The organism is Streptomyces sp. NPDC044044 (assembly GCF_056434405.1).
Map to the genome: position 1 here is coordinate 696220 of NZ_JBWKFG010000001.1, position 18083 is coordinate 714302.

At 71.1% G+C, this 18083-nt stretch carries 16 protein-coding genes and 1 pseudogene; 7 read left to right on the forward strand and 10 right to left on the reverse strand.

Features of this window, described 5'->3' with window-relative positions:
• Positions 1-53 precede the first annotated feature (53 nt).
• Entirely contained in the window at positions 54-1163 is a 1110-nt protein-coding gene (locus AC07AG_RS03300) for an FAD-dependent oxidoreductase (protein ID WP_478751304.1), read from the forward strand.
• 127 nt (positions 1164-1290) lie between these two features.
• On the opposite strand, the gene AC07AG_RS03305 is transcribed toward AC07AG_RS03300, so the two are convergent.
• Positions 1291-2193 (reverse strand): LysR family transcriptional regulator, encoded by a 903-nt coding sequence (locus AC07AG_RS03305; RefSeq protein ID WP_478751306.1) that lies wholly within the window; start codon positions 2191-2193, stop codon positions 1291-1293.
• A 136-nt stretch (positions 2194-2329) separates the two neighbouring features.
• Here AC07AG_RS03305 and AC07AG_RS03310 point away from each other — a divergent pair, with 136 nt between their 5' ends.
• The 4 genes from AC07AG_RS03310 (at position 2330) to AC07AG_RS03325 (ending at position 5711) form a co-directional block, all read left to right on the forward strand.
• Positions 2330-2635 (forward strand): DUF1330 domain-containing protein, encoded by a 306-nt coding sequence (locus AC07AG_RS03310; protein WP_478751308.1) that lies wholly within the window; start codon positions 2330-2332, stop codon positions 2633-2635.
• A 322-nt stretch (positions 2636-2957) separates the two neighbouring features.
• The gene (gene ku / locus AC07AG_RS03315; RefSeq protein ID WP_478751310.1) at positions 2958-3920 is read left to right on the forward strand and encodes a non-homologous end joining protein Ku; all 963 of its coding nucleotides are present in this window, start codon (positions 2958-2960) and stop codon (positions 3918-3920) included.
• A gap of 220 nt (positions 3921-4140) precedes the next feature.
• Positions 4141-4938: a bestrophin-like domain gene (locus AC07AG_RS03320; RefSeq protein ID WP_478751312.1), complete on the forward strand. Its 798-nt coding sequence runs from the start codon at positions 4141-4143 to the stop codon at positions 4936-4938.
• Between the two features lie 107 nt (positions 4939-5045).
• Positions 5046-5711, forward strand: coding sequence for a histidine phosphatase family protein (locus AC07AG_RS03325; RefSeq protein WP_478751314.1), 666 nt, complete (start codon positions 5046-5048; stop codon positions 5709-5711).
• Between the two features lie 140 nt (positions 5712-5851).
• On the opposite strand, the pseudogene AC07AG_RS03330 reads toward AC07AG_RS03325, so the two are convergent.
• The 3 genes and pseudogenes from AC07AG_RS03330 to AC07AG_RS03340 form a co-directional block, all read right to left on the reverse strand.
• Positions 5852-6448, reverse strand: a pseudogene (locus AC07AG_RS03330) (helix-turn-helix transcriptional regulator); the annotation flags it as partial.
• Between the two features lie 10 nt (positions 6449-6458).
• On the reverse strand, positions 6459-7397 hold the full coding sequence (locus AC07AG_RS03335) for an alpha/beta hydrolase (protein ID WP_478751316.1): 939 nt from the start codon (positions 7395-7397) through the stop codon (positions 6459-6461).
• A gap of 114 nt (positions 7398-7511) precedes the next feature.
• Positions 7512-8144 (reverse strand): TetR/AcrR family transcriptional regulator, encoded by a 633-nt coding sequence (locus AC07AG_RS03340; protein WP_478751318.1) that lies wholly within the window; start codon positions 8142-8144, stop codon positions 7512-7514.
• 243 nt (positions 8145-8387) lie between these two features.
• Between AC07AG_RS03340 and AC07AG_RS03345 the strand changes: the two genes are divergently transcribed.
• Positions 8388-9569 carry an FAD-dependent oxidoreductase gene (locus AC07AG_RS03345; protein WP_478751320.1) on the forward strand — a complete coding sequence of 394 codons (1182 nt, stop codon included), beginning with the start codon at positions 8388-8390 and terminating at the stop codon, positions 9567-9569.
• Between the two features lie 18 nt (positions 9570-9587).
• Here AC07AG_RS03345 and AC07AG_RS03350 read toward each other — a convergent pair whose 3' ends face one another.
• The 6 genes from AC07AG_RS03350 to AC07AG_RS03375 all read right to left on the reverse strand — a co-directional run bounded on the left by AC07AG_RS03350 (position 9588) and on the right by AC07AG_RS03375 (position 16819).
• Positions 9588-10337 (reverse strand): sulfite exporter TauE/SafE family protein, encoded by a 750-nt coding sequence (locus AC07AG_RS03350; RefSeq protein WP_478751322.1) that lies wholly within the window; start codon positions 10335-10337, stop codon positions 9588-9590.
• 170 nt (positions 10338-10507) lie between these two features.
• On the reverse strand, positions 10508-11875 hold the full coding sequence (locus AC07AG_RS03355; RefSeq protein ID WP_478752211.1) for an MBL fold metallo-hydrolase: 1368 nt from the start codon (positions 11873-11875) through the stop codon (positions 10508-10510).
• 155 nt (positions 11876-12030) lie between these two features.
• Positions 12031-12681 carry a rhodanese-like domain-containing protein gene (locus AC07AG_RS03360; protein WP_478751324.1) on the reverse strand — a complete coding sequence of 217 codons (651 nt, stop codon included), beginning with the start codon at positions 12679-12681 and terminating at the stop codon, positions 12031-12033.
• Between the two features lie 403 nt (positions 12682-13084).
• Complete coding sequence (ligA, locus tag AC07AG_RS03365) at positions 13085-15175, reverse strand: NAD-dependent DNA ligase LigA (RefSeq protein ID WP_478751326.1); 2091 nt, start codon at positions 15173-15175, stop codon at positions 13085-13087.
• A gap of 36 nt (positions 15176-15211) precedes the next feature.
• Positions 15212-16084, reverse strand: coding sequence for a methyltransferase (locus AC07AG_RS03370; RefSeq protein WP_478751328.1), 873 nt, complete (start codon positions 16082-16084; stop codon positions 15212-15214).
• 144 nt (positions 16085-16228) lie between these two features.
• Positions 16229-16819: a helix-turn-helix domain-containing protein gene (locus AC07AG_RS03375; protein ID WP_478751330.1), complete on the reverse strand. Its 591-nt coding sequence runs from the start codon at positions 16817-16819 to the stop codon at positions 16229-16231.
• 107 nt (positions 16820-16926) lie between these two features.
• Here AC07AG_RS03375 and AC07AG_RS03380 point away from each other — a divergent pair, with 107 nt between their 5' ends.
• Positions 16927-17994, forward strand: a complete 1068-nt coding sequence (locus AC07AG_RS03380; RefSeq protein ID WP_478751332.1) for an NAD(P)/FAD-dependent oxidoreductase — start codon at positions 16927-16929, stop codon at positions 17992-17994.
• Positions 17995-18083 lie beyond the last annotated feature (89 nt).

The window sequence follows — 18083 nt, forward strand, 5'->3', positions numbered from 1 at the left end:
GCGATACAGTGTATCGCTCAGTACGGTGTATCGAGGAATGGGAAGAGGCAACCATGACCATCGCCATCGTCGGAGCCGGCCTCGGCGGCCTGGCTCTCGCCCGTGTGCTGCATGTGAACGGCATGGATTCCGTCGTGTATGAACGGGAATCGTCACGTGGTGCGCGTGGCCAGGGCGGCATGCTCGACATCCACTCCGGTCAGCGGGCGCTGCGCGAGGCCGGTCTGATCGACCGGTTCTACGAGATCGCCCGCGGTGAAGGCCAGGACATGAGCCTTCTCCAGCCGGACGGCACTCTGCTGCTCCAGGAGGACACACCCGACGACGCCCCGCTCGATCGCCCCGAGGTCGACCGCGCCGATCTGCGCGACCTGCTCCTGGACTCCCTCCCCGAAGGAGTTGTGCGCTGGGGGAGTGCGTTCACATCCGCCGACAACGGCCTGCTGCACTTCGCCGACGGCAGCAGTGCGACGTATGACCTGCTGGTCGGCGCGGACGGCGCGTACTCCCGGGTCCGTGCGCTGCTCACCGACGCCCGGCCGGTGCACATCGGCCAGAACGTCGTCGAGGTCGGCATTCCTGACATCGACCGCACGCACCCCGACCTCGCGGCGATGGTCGGGCGCGGCACCTACTGGGTGCTCGGCAACGGACTGTCCCTGGCGGCCCAGCGCAACGGCGACGGCCGCGTTCGCATCGGCCTCAGCTTCTACAACACCGCCGAGGACTGGTTCGCCACCAGCGGGATCCCGTTCGACGACCCGGCGGCCGCCCGGGCACGGTTGATCGACCTGCTCCCCGGCTGGGACCCACGGTTCATCGCGCTGATAGCGGCCTGCGACGACTCGGTCGTGCCGCGGCCGATCGTCACTCTCCCGACCGGCCTGACCTGGCCGTCGGCGCCGGACGTCACCTTGCTCGGCGATGCCGCGCACGTGATGCCGCCGGTGGGAGAGGGTGCCAACATGGCGCTGCTCGACGGCGCCCTGCTCGGTCTCGCGCTGGCCGCGCATCCGGACGACTTTCCCGCCGCCGTCAACGAATACGAACGCGAGATGTTCGAGCGCACCAGCGCCGCCGCCCGTATGTCCGCGGACATGCAGGAATTGCTGATGTCGCCGGACGCCGCCCAGAGATTGCTCGCGTTCTTCCAACCTGGCTGAAGGTGACCAAACACCACCCAGGAAGCCGGTGGTCCGGCCGGTGCGCCAAGGGAACAGTGGTTGGCGCTGAGCATTCACCGACGCCATGGACGCCATGGACGCCGTTGACGGCGGGCGTTCCCGCGCGTCAGTCCGGCAGCCAGTGCAGCTCGTGCGCCAGGGTTTTGGCGACGGCACGAATACGGCGGTGCAGTGGTGACTGCTCGCGTGGCAGGACCAGGTGGATCGTGAGGCTGGGTGCGCCTCGCAGCGGTCGCCAGGTGAGACCGGCCGGTTGTGCCGTGGCCGCGGCTTCTCCGGCCGGGGCGAGGGTGACCCCGTCGCGCAGGTCGCGCTGAGACATGTCGAACGAGACTGCGGGCGTGTGGAATCGGAGGTGCGGTCGGGTGTCTCGGAACAGTGCGGACAGCTGATCGTGGATCACGGGGTTGGCCGCACGGTCCGGGAGTCGCAGGGGATACGCGGCCGCGTCGGCGATCTCGATCTCCGGGTGTTCGGCCAGCGGATGGTGTTGCGCCAGCTGGACCCCGATGCGCGCACGCCGCAGCAGGAACCGGCGCACGTCATGGCCCGGCTGTTCACCGCGGGTGATCCCGGCATCGATGCGGCCGTCGGCGACCGCGGGGGAGATCTCCGGTGTCGCCATCGGGACCGCGCCGACCTCAAGTCCGCTGTTGTCGCGCATCAGCCTGTCCACCAGCGCCGGTACCGTCTCGGCCCCGGTGCTGAGGCTGTATCCGATGCGCAGCGTGCCCAGTTCACCGGCCGCCGCGCTCCGGGCGGTGTCCCATGCCCGGTCCAGCGCCGCAAGCGCGGGCGGCGCGGACTCCGCCAACGCCGCACCGGCCGTGGTCAATACGACGCTGCGCGTGTTGCGGACCAGCAGGGCCGTACCGAGTTCCGCCTCCAATCGGCGCATCCGGGCGCTGAGTGCGGGCTGTGCGATGCCGATCCGTGCGGCCGCGCGGGTGAAGTTCAACTCCTGCGCCAGCACCAGGAAGTAGCGCAGGCTCACCGTATCCGGCGCCACGTGCCCTCCCTGCCGATTGATAACGATCCGTTCTGAGCCTATCCAGGACCGGTCTTTCCCCCGAACGCACATCAAGCCCTAGCCTGCGGGTCTCAATTCGACGTCGGACGTGTCCGGCCGAACCCAGGAGGTTTCCATGGCCAAGGGTTACTGGGTCAGTGTCTACCCCGCCGTTTCCGGCCCTGAGACGCTGGCTGCCTACGACAACCTGGCCGGTCCGGCTGTCCAGGCCGGGGGCGGGCGCGTCCTGTCCCGGATCCCGTCCCGTGGCGGTCGAGTCGTGGCCCACGAGGCCGGAAACACGCAACGCGTCGTCCTGATCGAGTTCGACAGCTTCGAACAGGCCGTCGCGGCATACGAGAGCGAGGAATACCAGAAGGCGCTGGTGGCCCTCCCCGACGGCTTCGAGCGTGACTTCCGCATCATCGAAGGCATCGACTGACCGGCGGGCCCAGTCACCGCTGAGCATCCGCCACCTCTTCCCGCGCAGTGCCTCTACCCCCTGTACCGCGCATACTGAGAGTGACTGCAGGGCTGTCCATGGCGTACCCCCGGCGCTGGCCGGATGCTGACCGGCCGTGCTGCTAGGAGACTGTCCCTAGGAAGTCTCGATCACGTCTGACGCACTCCGAAGGGTGAACAGGCTGACCAGGCAGTCTCGACTCCGTGGCCGAGCGGCCACCGACTGGCCACTTCCTGAGATTCGTCCACGAGATCTGAGATCCCGCATCAGCCTCAGGTCCGACGCACTCCGGAGGTACCTCATGCCCCGTCCCGTCTGGTCCGGCGCGATCTCGTTCGGCCTCGTCACGATCCCGATCAAGGTGCTGCCCGCCACCGAGAACCACTCGATCTCGTTCCACCAGTACCACCTGGAGGACATGAGCCGGGTCCGTACGCGGAAGATCTGCGATCTCGACGGCAAGCAGCTCACGAACGCCGAGATCGGCAAGGGGTTCGAGGTCAGCAAGGACACGATCGTCGCGGTCACTGATGCCGAGCTCGACGAGATGCCCCTCCCGACCGCGAAGGCGATCGAGATCGCTGGTTTCGTGCCCTACGAATCGATCGATCCGATCCGGATCGGCGAGGGCTACTACCTGCAGGCCGACGGGCAGGTCGCGAACAAGCCCTACACACTCCTGCGCAAAGCCCTCGAACGGAACAGCAAGGCCGCCGTCGCGAAGTTCGCGTGGCACGGGCGCGAGAGGCTGGGCCTGCTGCGGGTGCAGGACGACGTGATCCTGCTGCACGCCATGAAGTGGGACGACGAGGTCCGGGATCCCAAGGAGCTGGCGCCCAAGGCGATGGAGCTGGACGACGACGAGATCGACCGGGCGATCCTGCTCATCGACTCCATGACCACGGACGGCATCGCCGACCAGGACTGGGCCACCGACCGCTACACCGAAGCCCTCGAGCGGGTCATCCAGGCGAAGGCGGAGGGGAAGAAGCCGCCCGAGACGGAAGAGGAGGAGGCACCCGCCGGACAGGTGCTCGACCTCATGGCCGCGCTCCAGGAGTCCGTACAGAAGGCCCAGTCGGCCCGCGGCGAGACCGGCGAGGACGCGACGGTCCACGAGATGCCGAAGAAGCCGAAGAAGACCGCGGCCACGAAAGCCGCGAAGAAGACGGCAGCCAAGACCACCGCGGCGAAGAAGTCCTCCACCGCCAAGAAGACCGCGGGCAAGAAGACGGCCGCGAGGAAACCGCGGCGCACTGCCTGATCCGTCAGGGCTCGCGCTGATGGTCGTCGCCTCGCCAGTGAGCTGGTGATCCAGCGGGCCAGTGAGCCGGTGATCCAGCGGGCCAGTGAGGCTTCCGGCGCAAGTGCATCGCCCTTTCGAGGGCGATCGAACGTTCGGCGCTTTCGGGCGCCGCGGAGCAGGTCATGATCACCGCGGATTCGCGCAATGGCGGACTCCGTCGTCTGCTCAGGAGGTGTCAGTGGCCCTCGTCATCGTCGTCGCCGTACTCGCTCTGTGCGCAGGGCTCGCGGCGAACCGATTCCTGCGGCCGCGGCTGATGCCCGACGACGACACCGGTATGGCCGTCAAGGATCTTGTCGGCCCCTTGCTGACGCTGACCGTCCTCCTGCTCGCCTTCGTGCTGGTCACCGCATCAGGCTCCTACGGCAAGGCCGAGGTCGCGTCGCGCGGCGAGGCACGCGCGCTCGACCAGCTCACCGAGATCGCCGAATACGCGTCGGCGGAGGAGCGGGAACGGGTCCAGGCGGACGCCGTCTGCTACGCACGTGCCGTCCGCACCCAGGAGTGGCCCGCCATGGCCGACGGCAGCGGGGCGGCAGCGCCCAGCGTGTGGTCGACCGACGTCCGGCGCTCGTTCCGCGGTCTGGAGGGCAAGCCTGTCTTCGGCATGCTGATCGCCGCCGACAACAAGCGGTCCGACGAACGCGAGGAACGCCTCACGCAGGCCACCGCCAGCATCCCCAGCGCCATCTTCTGGTTCCTGCTCGCCACCCTCGCCATCACCGTCGTGGCTCTCGCCGTCTGCCTGCCCCGCAGGAACAACCGCGGCCAGCTCGTCGTCCTGACGGTGATCACCGCGCTCCTGACGGTGACGCTGTGCATCATCCGTGACGTCGACCGGCCCTTCCACGGCATCATCAAGGTCAAGCCCACTGCGATCGCAGAGGTCGAACGTCAGGCCACCCGCGATTTCCTCGTGCACCACGAGGCCGCCGACCTGCCCTGCGACGACGAGGGCAACCGGCGTGACACGTAACCCGTCCCGCAAGGCCCGGACGGCTGCTGCCGGTATCCACGCGTCGCGGCGGCGGGCCCGGGTGGCAGAGTGGAAGGGCTTGTTCCGTCCAGTGGAGGTAGTCCCGCATGCGCCTGCTGCTCATACGTCATGGCCAGACCCCGTCCAACGTCAAGCACCTCTTGGACACCGGGGCGCCGGGCCCGGGGCTGACGCCGCTCGGACAGGAACAGGCGGGTGCGCTGCCGCAGGCCTTGGCGGGGGAGAAGATCGCTGCCCTCTACGCGTCCACGCTGGTGCGCACCCAGCTGACCGCCGCGCCGCTGGCCGCCGCGACAGGTCTTGAGGTCCAGGTCCGGGACGGGATCCGGGAGCTGGTCGCCGGTGACCTGGAGATGCGCGGCGACGACGAGGCCGCCGCCGCTTACCTCGCCACTGCCTTCGCCTGGTCCGGGGGTGACACCGAGCGCCGGATGCCCGGCGGCGAGAACGGCGTGGAGGCCCTGGGGCGCTTCGACGCAGTCGTCGCAGAGGCGGCCGCAACGGGTGTGGAGACGGTGGCGATGGTCAGCCACGGCGCCGCGATCCGCACGTGGGTGGCCGCTCGGGCGGCCAACGTCGACGTGGCGTACGCGGCGAGTCACCCGCTGGGCAACACGGGCGTGGTCGTCCTCACGGGCTCACCCGACGAGGGCTGGCGGACCCTGGTCTGGGAGGGCAGCCCGCTGGGTCCCGAAGGCGACTCGCCCGAGGACAGCGGACCGGCGGGGGAAGCCACCGTTCCGGCGGCCTGAGACGCGGCCCGGGGGTACTCGGGCGGGGGCGTGAGCGGAGCCAGCGCGGCGGGCCGCACCGCGCCCGCGGCGGCCGAGCCCAGCAGCAGTTCGGTCAGGTCATGGGGCTGAGCCTGCTCGTCGGTCGGAGTCGCCGCCGCGACGCGGTCGAGCCGGAAGCCCCGGCCGGCCCGTCGCATGCGGCACCAGGCGATGAGGTACCACCGGCCGTCGGCGGTGAGCAGTCCGGCCGGTTCCACCACCCGGTCGCTCTCGCGGCCCGCCGCGTCGATGTAGGACAGCCGCAGCACCGTGTTGGTGGTGAGGGCCTTCTCCACCGCGGCGCGGACCGTGGAGTCGGCCCGTGACGGCAGCGCGACGATCCGTGCGGCGAGTTCTTGTGCCGCCGCCGATGCGGGACCGGTCATCGAGACCGCGATCTTCTGCGCCGCGGTGCGGGCCGCACCGGCGTACGGCGCGGAGGCGTCGGCCGCGGCGAGCGCGACGGCCAGGGCCGAGGCTTCGTCGGCGGTGAACCGGATCGGGGGCAGGGTCATCTCCGGGTCGATCGACCAGCCCCCGCCCCGACCGGGTGTGGTGCGTACCGGCACGCCCGCTTCCATCAGCGCCTGGAGGTCGCGCTGCGCCGTGCGCGTACTCACCTCGAATCGCGCGGCGAGCGCCGCGACCGTCAGCGGCCGTGGCGCGGCCGCGCGCAACTCTTCCACCAGCGCGTAGAGCCGAGCAGTGCGGTTCACGCCGCCGACGCTACCGTCCCGCTGCGGACAGGAAGTCCCGCTCGCGCCGTAGTTCCCGCTCGGTGATGGTCAGCGGGAACAGAGTGAAGCCGTGCATGGCACCGGCGACGACACCTAGCTGCACGGGCGCACCCGCCGCCTGCCAGCGTGCGGCCAGGAACAGCGAGTCGTCCCGCAGCGGATCCTCGGTGCCGACGACGATCCGGGCGGGCGGCAGTCCGGTCAGGTCGGCGAACAGCGGTGAGACCTCGGGAGCGCGGCGCTGTTCCGCACTCATGTCCGGCGTGAACTGCTCGTAGGTCCGTAGGAGCGTGTCGGTGTTGCTCAGATACTGCCGGGATCCGAACGATCGCTGACTGGGTGTCATCGACAGGTCGTACGGGCCGAAGAGCAGGTGAGCCGCTCGGAACGCGCCGGTGATGTCGTGCCGGTCGCGAAGGCGCAGCAGTGTCCCGACGCTCAGGTGCGCACCGGCCGACTCGCCGCCGATCAGCAGCCGTTGAGTGCCGAATTCGACGGTGGCGTGGTCCACCAGCCACCGGGCGGCCGCTTCGCAGTCGTCAAGGCCCACGGGGAAGGGGTGTTCCGGAGCGAGGCGGTACTCCACGCTCACCACGGCCAGTCGCGTCTGCTCGGCAAGGCGCCAGAGCTTCTCGTCCTGCCCGTCCGCGGAGCCGAATGCCCAGCCGCCGCCGTGGATGTGCAGGTACACGCCGTCGACGTGGTCGGGCACGAACGCCCGGACCTTCACCCCGCCCGTGACGACGCGGTCCTGCCCCTGCGGAAGTCTCACCGGGGGTGTGTCGCCGCCGAGCCGGTTGCGCCGCAGGGTGGCCAGCAGGGTTGCGTCCGGCATCACTTCGCGGGCCGGGCGGCTCGCGACGGCGGCGGCGAAACTCTCGTTGAACTTCAGGGTCTCGGTGAGGCAGTCCTCGTCTGTGATCGTCATGCCGCCGACGGTCGCAGCTGTCCGCGACAACGTCCTGTCACCCTTTCCTCGTGAGCCGCGTCACAGAGGGAGCGGGCGAGGGCTGTCCTGTACGCCGCGATCAGAGGGGACTCCTCAGGCGAGGTCGCGCCAGCCGATTTCCAGGATCTCGAAGGCGCGGGTGATGGCCTGGCGGGGGTCGTCGTGGCCGCGGGCGGCACGGGGGGCTTCCAGGGCGAAGTGGGCCAGGGCGGTGCAGGCGGGATCGCCTGCGGGCAGGCCGCTTGCGTCGGCGATGGCGAGGGCCAGGGCGGAGGTGTGGCGCAGCCACATGTTCTGGAGGTAGGCGCGCAGGGCCGGAGTGTCGTTGACCAGGTCGGAGAAGGCGGTGAAACGGTCGTCGCCGTCCGTGGCCGCCATGCGGTGGCGCAGCGCGTGCTCGCGCAGCGCCGCGGGGATGGACCGGCCTTGGGGGCGCTCGCGTACGGCGGCGAGCAGTGCGGCTTCCTGGGCGGCGTCCTCGTCGAAGACGAGAGCTTCCTTGACCGGGAAGTGCTTGAACAGCGTGGTGGTGGACACGTCGGCGGCATCCGCGATCTCCCGGATGCCGACATCGTCGTATCCGCGCTCCAGGAAAAGGCGCAGTGCCGCATCCGCGATGGCCTGGCGGGTGGCGGCCTTCTTGCGCTCGCGGCGCCCGATCGGCGTGGCCGGGGCCCCTGCCTCGCTGTCGCTATGGCTATCGCTATCGCTGTCCGTGTCGGTCATACCTGGACTCTACCCTTTGGTTGCCCAGCTCCAAAAGTTTAGTCGTTGCACTTATTGAGTTGGTGTGCTCTTCTGGGGTGGCGGCGGCCGTGAGGTGCACTGTCCGGCCCCGGAACACCCTTGCCGCCACACCGCTCCCGTAACGCCCTTGCCGCCATACCGCGCGATTCGTCGAAGACACCCCCGCACAGCGAAGCCACACCGCGGCTCGGCCCTGCCGTGCCCCAGGAACGGAGAACCACCATGACCACCACCCCCACACCCACACCCGCCCCCACTCCCACACCCCGCATCGCGATCATCGGTGCCGGTCCCGGCGGCCTGACCTGCGCCCGCGTCCTGCAGGAGCACGGCATCGCCGCCACCGTCTACGACGCCGACGCCTCCCGCACCGCCCGCGACCAGGGCGGCACCCTCGACATGCATCCCGATTCCGGTCAACACGCCCTGCGTACAGCCGGATTGCTGAACGACTTCCTGGCCGAGGCCCGCCCCGAGGGGCAGCAGATGCGACTGGTCGGCCGGGACGGGCGGATCCTGTTCGACGCCGCCCCGCCCGCGGCCGACGTCACCGAGGGCAACCCCGAGATGGACCGCGGCCAACTGCGCGGCCTCCTCCTCGATTCCCTGGCGCCGGGCACGGTGCGCTGGGGTCACAAGCTCACGCGCGTCGACCCGCTCAAGGACGGCACCCACCGCCTGCACTTCGCCGACGCCACGATCGCCCACGCCGACGCGGACCTCGTCGTCGGGGCCGACGGTGCCTGGTCCCAGGTCCGCCGTCTCCTGTCCGACGCGGCGCCGGTCTACACCGGTGTCACCTTCGTCGAGGCCGGGCTCAGTGATGCCGACCGCCGCCACCCCGGCCTCGCCGAACTCACCGGCGACGGCACCATGATGGCCCTCGACAACAACCAGGGCCTCGTCGCCCAGCGCAACAGCGGCGGACACATCCGCATCTACATCGGCATGCGCACCGACGAGAACTGGCACCGGCAGGCAGGCCTCGACCTCACCGACACAGCAGCCGTACGCGACGCTCTCCTCAAGGAGTTCACCGGTTGGAGCCCCGACCTGCTCGGCTTCATCACCGCCACCGACACCGGCTACACCAACCGCCCTTTGTACGCCCTTCCGGTCCCGCACACCTGGCCCCACACCCCCGGCCTCACGCTCCTCGGCGACGCCGCCCATCTCATGTCCCCCTTCTCCGGGATGGGCGCCAACCTCGCCATGCTCGACGGCGCCGACCTCGCCCAGGCGCTCATCGACAACCCCACCGTCGACCAGGCCATCACCGCGTACGAGAAGGTCCTTCTGCCGCGCTCCGTGGAAGCCGCCGCAGGAGCCGCCGAGGGCATCAACGGCGCCTTCGCCCCCGACAGCGCCGCACAGACCCTCGCCCACATGACGCAGCACCACTGAGATTCTCGCGGCGGCGAGTCAAAGCACGGCGTCGAGGAGCATGAACGCCGCCACCGCCAGCAGCACGGACGCGAAGGCACGCTGCAGCAGGGGGCCGGACACCTTGAGGGCCAGGCGTTTGCCGTCCCACGCGCCCAGGAGCGCGGCGGCGGCGAACGGGCCGATGGCCGACCAGTCGAGGCCCGCGACGGTGGCCCCTCGGGTGGCCAGGGAAGCCACTGAGTTGGCCGATATGACCAGCAGACTGATACCGATCGCGGCCTGCATCTCGAACGCCAGCACCGTGACCAGTACCGGTACCGCGAGGAAGCCTCCCCCTACTCCCAGGAGGCCGGTCAGCACACCGAGGCCGGCCCCCGTGCCCGCCGCCTTAGCCGGCCGCACCGTGCCGTCCCCCGCACCGCTCGCCGGCGCCGGACGCAGCATCCTGAGCGCGGCGAGGCCGGCTATGACGCCGAACGCGATGGTGAGGGCGGCCTGGGGCAGCCGGCTCGCGGCGGCTCCGGCGAGCGCCGCGGGCAGGAGACCGGCGGCGGCGAACAGGGCTCCGGCCTTCCACCGCACGTGTCCGGACCGGGCGTGGCCGTACAGGGCGGTCAGCGAGGTGGCGGTCACGATGACCAGGCTCGCGGTGGTGGCCGCCGCGGGCGTGAAGCCGAGCAGGTAGATCAACGCGGGCACGGCGAGGACGCTGCCCCCGCCACCGAGAGCGCCGAGCGCCAGGCCGACCACGGCCCCGGCGAGCAAGGCGAGGACGAGGGCGCTCACGCTGCTCGGCCGCCCCGACCGGGAGTTCGTTCCGCGCTGCAGCGGACGGTACCCGGCAGCAGGGCGGTTCTGTCGCCGGCGTGGCGCGGGGCCTGTTCAAGGGCAGGGAGGCTGTGACCACTGTCGAGGTGGGACATCATGGGCCTTCGCGTTTGCGGGTCAGATGGTGTTCAGGAACGGGTGGTGAGGGGCAGACCCGCGTCGCCCGCGGCCTCGAAGCCGTCGTCGACCGCGACGACCTGCCGTCCGGCGGCGTCCAGGAGAGAAGCGGCGATCGCGGCGCGCATCCCTCCGGCGCAGTGGACCCACACCGTGCCCTCCGGTATCTCACCGATGCGCAGGCGCAGTTCATGGACCGGGATGTGCACCGAGCCCGAGATGTGTCCGGCGGCGCGTTCGGAATCACGGCGTACGTCGAGCACCAGTGCCCCTCCGCCGCGCCGGCGGGCCTCGGCGAGGTCGGAGAAGGTGGCGCGCGGGAACGACGCCGGCTGTTCGCCCTCGCGGAGCCAGCTCGCCGGGCCGCCGGTGGCGCAGGCGGCCGGCCGGTCGATGCCCACGCGGGTCAGTTCGCGCTGTGCGTCGGCGATCTGAGCGGCCGTCTCGGCCAGCAGCGTGACGGGCTTGCCCCAGGGGATCAGCCAGGCGAGATACGTGGCGAGCTTGCCATCGCCCTCGAAGTTGAACGTCCCGGCCACGTGTCCCTCGGCGAAGGCGACCCGGTTGCGGAGGTCCACCACCCACTCGCCAGCGGCCAGCCGCCCGGCGATCTGTCCTGCGTCGGCGGGCGCGGGCGGGGTGAGGTCGACAGGGGCGGGACCGGCGGCGTTGATCGGGCCCATGTGCGTGTAGTACGCGGGCACTTCCTCCAGGCCCGCCAGCGTCCGGGCGACGAAGGTGTCCACATCGAGGGTGAGCGCGTCGTTGGCCCTGCGTTCCTTGCCGATCGTGGTCGCGTCCCCCTCGGCCTGGGAGGAGGAGCAGAAGCTGCCGAAGCCGTGGGTGGGGAGCACCGGCACCGCGTCGTCGAGCTCGTCGGCCAGCCGGTGCGCGGAGGCGTGCTGGGCCCGCGCCAGTTGCTCGGTCAGCCGCGGCTCCACCAGGTCCGGGCGCCCCACCGTGCCGATCAGGAGGGAGCCGCCGGTGAACGCCGCCACACCGCGGCCGTCCTCCTCCAGGACGTAGGAGGTGTGGTGGGGCGTGTGACCGGGTGTGGCGATGGCACGCAGCACCAGCCCCTCGTCCACCGTGACCGTGTCTCCGTCGGTGACCGGCGTACGGGCGAAGGACACGTGAGCCGCCGACGGCACCAGGTAGACGGCGCCCGTGACGCGAGCCAGCTCCAGACCGCCGGTGACGTAGTCGTTGTGGACGTGGGTCTCCGCCACGTAGGCGATGCGCACCCCGCGCCTCGCCGCTGCCTCGATCAACTGGTCGATGTCGCGCGGCGGGTCGACGACGACCGCGGCACGTGGGCCGCCGGACAGATAGCTGCGGTTTCCCAGGCCCTCGAACGTCAGGGTGTCGACGAAAAACATGGCCATGGTTCCCTTCGGAGACAGTGGCTGATCACGTGACGGGCCGGCCGAGCCGGACCTTTTCGGGGGCGGTACGGAAAGGTCGGCCCGTCGCAGAGGGGGTGTTGCTTGCCGCCCGGCCGACGCGGGTGCAAGGGGCGTCGTCCTGTACCCGGTTACTTCCCCGTGGGGCCGGAGACGAGCGGCAGACCGGCCGCTTCCCAGGCTGCGATCCCACCGGTGACGCTGAAAACCGCGGAACGGGCGAGGCCCACCGCCTGCGCCGCGGCCTGCGTGCTGCGCCGGCCGGTGCGGCAGATGAACGCCAGCGGCCCGTCGGGCAGCGCGGAAGGGGAGGCCGCCACCGTGTCGAGCGCGGCGCGCACGGCGCCCGCGGGCCGGCCGGCCGCCCACTCGTCGTCCTGCCGGACGTCGACCAAGGTGAGTTCACCGTCGGCCAGGCGGCGCCGTGCCTCTACCGGCGACATCTCGGCGACCTCATGGGCGTGGTCGGCAACCGGCCCGCGGCCCGCGACCGGGTCGACGGTCCGGATCGCCTCGTACCCCGATGCGTGAACGACGGCCAACTGCTGGCCCATCATCGGGCACACGTTCATCGCCTGTTCCCAGTCGGCGTACGACTCCCACTCGGCGACGTTCACGAGGCGGAACCTGCTGCCCGGCAGGACCGTGCGGAACATGGAGGTCTGGACGAACCCGGGCTGGGACGCCATCAGGTCGGCGCCGTCCTGCCAGATCCCGAGGTAGGCGCCCTCGTTGTCCTCGTCGATCTCGATCGGGATGATCACGAAGTAGTGGTTCTCCATCGGAGCTCTCCTGTATGGGCGTTGGAGCAGCTGCACCAGCCGTGGCGCTCTGCACGGCGCTGGGCTCCCGTCGCGGCGGGTGATCGGTGCGGCAAGTACGCCCACTGTCTGCGACGTTCAGCAGAAGCGGCAAAGAGAATTGCCACTCCTGCACATCAATGTCGCCCCGGGCGAGCCGGGTCACTCACCGCGGGCTCCGAGCCGGGCGAGAGCGGCGGCGCCGGCCGACACCGGCATCGATCCTGATGACCGGCGGGACCACCTGCCCAGTCAGCACCGGGGTGCTCGGCATGCGGGTCGGCGCGGGTGATCGTACGGTGGCCGCATGCGTTCCCAAGGACGCTGTGGGTGGGCCCGTTTCCGTTCGCACGTGGCGGGCCCACCCTTCTTGTGCGTGCGGCGGTCAGGTGAGCAGGGCGGCCACGAGCTCGGCGAATTCGTCCGGGGTGGCCAGACGGATGTCGAGCGCCTCGGCTTTGGCGCGCTTGGACCCCGCGCCTTCTCCGGCGACGACCAGGCTGGTGCGCTTGGAGACGCTGGAGGACGACTTGCCGCCGGCGCGTTCGATCAGTTCGTTCATCTCGTTGCGGCTGAGCTGTTCCAACGGGCCGGTCATGGCGCCGGTGACGACCACGGTCATGCCGTCCAGCGGGCCCGTGCCCGGTCCCGCCTGCGTGCCGGTCTCGGTCCGGTCGTCGGGGGAAGGGGGTGTGGCGCCGGGCTCGGTCATGTTCACACCGGCCGCCGTCAGTTTGTCGATGACCGCGGCGAGTTCGGTCAGCTCGGACACGATGACGGGGGCCTTCTCGCTGCCGATGCCCTCGACCTGCTGCATCGCCTCCGCGTCGGCGGAGCGGATGTGGTCCATGGTGGCGAAGTGCCGGGCGATGCGGCGGGACATGGAGCGGCCGGTGCCGCGCACGCCCAGTGCGCACAGGACCCGGGAAAGGGGCTGGGTCCTGGCCGTCTCGATCGCGGCCAGAAGATTGTCCGTGCTGGTCTCGCCCATCCGCTCCAGGCCCAGAAGCTGTTCGCGGCTGAGGGTGAAGAGGTCGGCGATGTCGGCGACCAGGCCCGCGTCGACGAGTTGGACGACGCGGCTCGCGCCGAGGCCCTCGATGTCGAGCTGGTCGCGCCCGGCGGCGTACGACAGCGAGGCGACCAGGTGGCAGTCGCGGCCGCGTTCGCACCGCCAGCGCTGCTCGCCGGCATCGATGGGGGAGCCGCACTGCGGGCACACCTCGGGGAAGGCGATCGGCTGCTCGTCTCCGGTGCGCAGATGGGCGACCGGGGCTTCGATGCGGGGGATGATGTCGCCCGCCTTGTAGACCATCACGTGGTCGCCGATGCGCAGGTCGCGCCGGGTGATGTCGGAGGGGTTGTGCAGCGTCGCGTACGTGATGGTCGAGCCGTCGATGTCGACCGGCTCCAGGACGGCGCGTGGGGCGATGATGCCGGTGCGGCCGACGTTCCACTCCACCTCGATCAGCTTGGTGATCTTCTCGACGGCGGGCAGCTTGAACGCGATCGCCCAGCGAGGGGCCCGGCTTCCGGACCCGGCGGCCTGCTGGTCGGCGGCGAGGTCGGCCTTGATGACGATCCCGTCGATCCCGAAGGGCAGTTCGGCCCGCAGCGCGGCGATCTCCTCCACCCGGGCCAGGATGTCCTCGACGCTCTCCAGCGTGACCCCGGGCACCGGTGTGCCGGCCGGGGTGTGCACGCCGAGGCCTGCGGCGTACCGCAGGAGGTCTCCGTGGGCCAGTTCGGTCAGGTGCCCGGCGGCGTCGGCAGGCGTGGCGGGCAGGGGCAGCAGGCCGTAGGCGAAGAACGTCATCGGCACCGTGTACGCGCGGTCCTTGGCGCGCAGGGTGCCGGCCGCGGCGTTGCGCGGGTTGGCGAACGGGGCGCCGCCGTGCGCGGTGCGCACCGTGTTCGCGTGCTCGAACTGGCCCGTGGTCATCAGGACTTCGCCCCGCACCTCCACGGTGACCGGCTCGGTGAGCCGGCCGGGCAGGCCCTCGATGGTGCCGATGGCGTGCGAGACATCCTCTCCGGCCGTGCCGTCCCCGCGGGTGACCAGCCGGGTGAGGCGGCCGTCGGTGTAGCGGGCGGCGATGGCCAGGCCGTCCAGCTTGGGCTGGACGTTCCACCGCGTCACCTCCCGGCCGATGCGGCGGGCCACGGAGGCGGTCCAGGTGGTGAACTCCTCGGGCGTGAAGACGTTGTCCAGGCTGAGCATGGCCACCGTGTGCGGCACGTCGCCCTGCACGGCGCCGCCTGCGACCTTCCCGGTCGGCGAGTGGGGCAGCACCTGGTCGGGGTGCTCGGCCTCGAACTCCGCGATGGCCCGCACCAGGCGGTCGTACGCGTCGTCGTCCCACGCCGACGTGCCGCCCGTGTAGTAGGCGGCCGCGGCCTTCGATGCGTCCTCGACCGCCTGCGCGTAGGCAGCGGCATCGGCGAACACAGGAGCTGAGGTTGTCATGGGGGCCATCGTGCCCGGAGGCACTGACAATCGGCCTCGGCGAGGTCAGGCGCGGCGTGCGGCCCACACGGTGCGCTCGGTGCGCACGGCGAGGTCGCTGCGGCGCACGATGCTGTGCGGGCCTTCGGTGTCGAGGAGTTGATCGAGGGCACTGAGGTCGTCCGCGGTCAGGGCGTGGGCGGCGCCGGCGCGCAGGCGCTTCAGGCTGCTGAGCGCGTACCGGCCGACCACCGCGCCGCGGGAGCCGTCGACGTTCACGGTGATGGTCCGCTCGCCCTCGACGGTGAACCCGGCAGCAGTCAGCTTCGGACCCCAGTCCGCGCCGCGGTGCGACACGTGCTCGGCGTCGTGGTGCGCGAGGGCGGCGTGGCAGCGATCCTCGAGACCAGGCCGCTCCTTCGGGGCATCGGTGGGCAGGAAACGGGGGAAGTCGGCCAGCTCTACGACGGCGAACAGGCCGCCGGGCGCGAGCAGATCGTGGACCGTGCGCAGGGTGCGGTCCGGGTCGGCCACGTGGTGCATCGACGCCGACGCCCACACCAGCTCGGGCTCACCGAGCACGGGCCAGCCCGCGTCGAGATCGGCGGGCACCGTGCGTACCCGGTCGGCCACCCCGAGCGCCTCGGCGCGTTCCTGCAGACGGTGCAGGTGACGGGCCGACGCGTCGACGGCGGTCACCTCCGCCCCGGGGAAGCGCGCGAGTAGGGCGAACGTGCCGGTGCCCGTCCCGCATCCCAGGTCCACGATGTGGCGCGGGGCCTTGTCGAGGGGCAGCCACGCGGTGATGGACGCGATGTGCTCGGCGAGTACTTCCGCGTCCAGATCGAGGATCTCCGCCTGGCCGTCGTCGTCCGAATCGTGCGAGGAAAGGCGGTGGTGGGCGCTGTCGTGGGCCGCGTGCGGGGAGGTGTGGGTCATGACAGCGACGCTAGATCGATCATGCCGTGGCGGCACCATGGATCCCGGAGTGCGCAAGAAGATGGCCCGCCGCGCTGCCGCACGCGCAACCGGTAGGCCATCGCGGTTCGGTGCCGCCAGGGGCGGGGCGCCCGCCCGTGTCCGTCACGGGCGGGGCCGGTCGCTGTCGCCGTTGTCCTCGCGCTGGTGGCCGCGGCGGGCGTCGCGGTCGAAGATGCCCAGGATCTCGCACGGCCCGCCCTCGGCGCCGATGGCGTGCGGAAGCATCGTGGGGAACTCCGCCGCCTGGTTGGTCTCGACGCGAAGGCGCCGGTTGCCGAGGAGCAGGATCGCGGTGCCGGACAGGACGACGAGCCATTCGCGGCCCGGATGGGCGCGCATGCGTGAGGGGCTGTCGGGCGGCGGGTTCGTCATGCGCTGACGTACGACGCTCATGCCGGGCTCCGCCTTGATCGGCCAGCGCATGAGTCCATGGGCCCCGTCGATCGCCGGGCTGGTGATGACGTCGTCGGTGGCCGTCTCGACGAGCTGGTCCAGGGAGGTGTCCAGGGCCCGCGCGAGCGTGACGAGCTGGTCGAGGGCCAGGCGGCGCTGGCCGTTCTCGATGCGGCTGAGCGTGGACTGGCTGACGGAGGCGCGGGTGGCAAGTTCCTCAAGGGACCAGCCCTGCGCCACCCGCAGGGCGCGGATCCGTTTGCGTACCAGGCTGTCCATCTCGCCATTGTCTTGCGTCATGGGCAACATCATATGCCTTGCCCGCAAGGCGTGCCTATCGTCGTGAGCGCAGCCCCCGAACCGACCGGACCGCTGGGGGCTCGCGTGAAGGAACGAGGTGCGACGCCATGCCTGAGACCACTGCCGTGCATGCGGCCGAGACCACTGCTGTGCATGCGGCCGAGACCGCAGCCGCCCGTGCGGTCGAAGCCACTGCCGCCCGTGCGACCGACGAACTGCCGGGCGAGACCGTCGATGCCGTGGTGATCGGCGGGGGAGCCGCGGGCTTGAACGGCGCGCTGATGCTCGCCCGCTCCCGCCGCACGGTCGTCGTGATCGACAGCGGCACCCCGCGCAACGCACCCGCGGACGGCGTGCACGGCCTGCTCGGTCTGGAGGGCATCGCGCCGGCCGAACTGCTGCGGAGGGGGCGGGCCGAGGTGCGCCGCTACGGCGGCCTGGTCGTGACCGGGGAAGTCGCCTCCGCCGCCGGGGGCGACCCGCGCTTCACGGTCACCCTCACCGACGGCAGCACCCTGTCAGCACGCCGCCTGCTCGTCGCCACCGGACTGCGCGACGTCCTGCCCGAGGTGCGCGGGCTGGCCGAGCACTGGGGCCACGGTGTGGTGCACTGCCCGTACTGCCACGGCTGGGAGGTGCGCGACGAGCCCATCGGGATCCTCGCCGTCGGCCCGGCCTCCGTCCACCACGCCCTGCTGTTCCGCCAGTTGACCGACGACCTCGTCTACTTCACCCGCGGCACCGAACTCGACGAGGACACCCGTGCGCGCTTCGCCGCGCGGGGCATCCACCTCGTCGACGCCCCGGTGACCGAGGTCGTGGCCTCCGAGGACGGCGGCATCGCGGGCGTACGCCTGAGTGACGGACAGCTGGTGGCCCGGCGTGTCCTCGCCGTCGCCACCACCATGCGGGCCCGCACCGACGGCCTGGAGGAACTGGGGCTCCCGATGCAGGACCTGCCCGGCGGCACGGGCCGCCACTTCGCCGCAGGCAAGGCCGGCGCCACCGTGGTGCCGGGGGTGTGGGTGGCCGGCAACGCCACCGACCTGACCGCCCAGGTCGGCGCCTCCGCCGCGGCGGGTGCCCTGGCCGGCGCGCACATCAATGCCGACCTGGCCGCCGCCGACACCGAGGCGGCCCTCGCCGCCACACAGCGTGGCCGCACCCGCGCCTGAGAGCTCGCGTGGGGCCGGCTCAGGTCCCAACCCCTGGCGCCCGCCCATCAATCGATCCGGCGCCGATATCCGCATGCCCTAGGAGAGGA